This is a genomic window from Vibrio sp. YT-19(2023), from assembly GCF_033337395.1.
Genome location: NZ_JAWOQN010001168.1, coordinates 1 through 515, shown reverse-complemented (window position 1 = coordinate 515; position 515 = coordinate 1). Strand labels below are relative to the sequence as shown.

Annotated in this window: 1 protein-coding gene; it reads left to right on the top strand. The window is 45.4% G+C overall.

The window, feature by feature from the left end; translation table 11 throughout:
• The coding region (locus R7E78_RS30650; RefSeq protein WP_318059213.1) for a polysaccharide biosynthesis C-terminal domain-containing protein at nt 1-445 on the top strand (445 nt) is incomplete at its 5' end.
• Nucleotides 446-515: the final 70 nt, after the last annotated feature.

Genomic DNA, 515 nt, shown 5'->3' with positions numbered 1-515 from the left:
CGTTGTTGCCCCAATGTTCGCCTCTCTTTTTAAAGAGGGAAAGCTGGATAAACTGCGAAATTTAAGTCGATGGGCTTGTCGTGCAAACATTGGCGCAGCTTTACTTCCTGTCTTGATTTGCACCCTATTTCCTGAGTTCGTCATGCAGCTTTTTGGTGATGAATTTCTTGCGGCAGCTCCGCTGTTAGTTGTCCTTTCTTTAGGGCAGATGGTCAATATCGCCACTGGCTCGGTAGGATTTTTATTGCTAATGAGCGGCCATGAGAGAACGATGAAATACATAACGATTTGTTCAGGTACTATTTCCATCGCTCTTTTGGTTTTTCTTAGCAAAAGCTACGGCGTTCTGGGGGCCGCATGGGCAATGGCGATCGGCATGGCGATCCAAAACCTTGCCGCGCTCTATTTTGTAAAACGCTATTTAGGCTTCTTTCCTGTGGGGTAACGATGACTTCGACGATCGCACGTTTAGGTTTTATTTCTATATGTCTACTTACAATCGGCCTTTCTTTGTG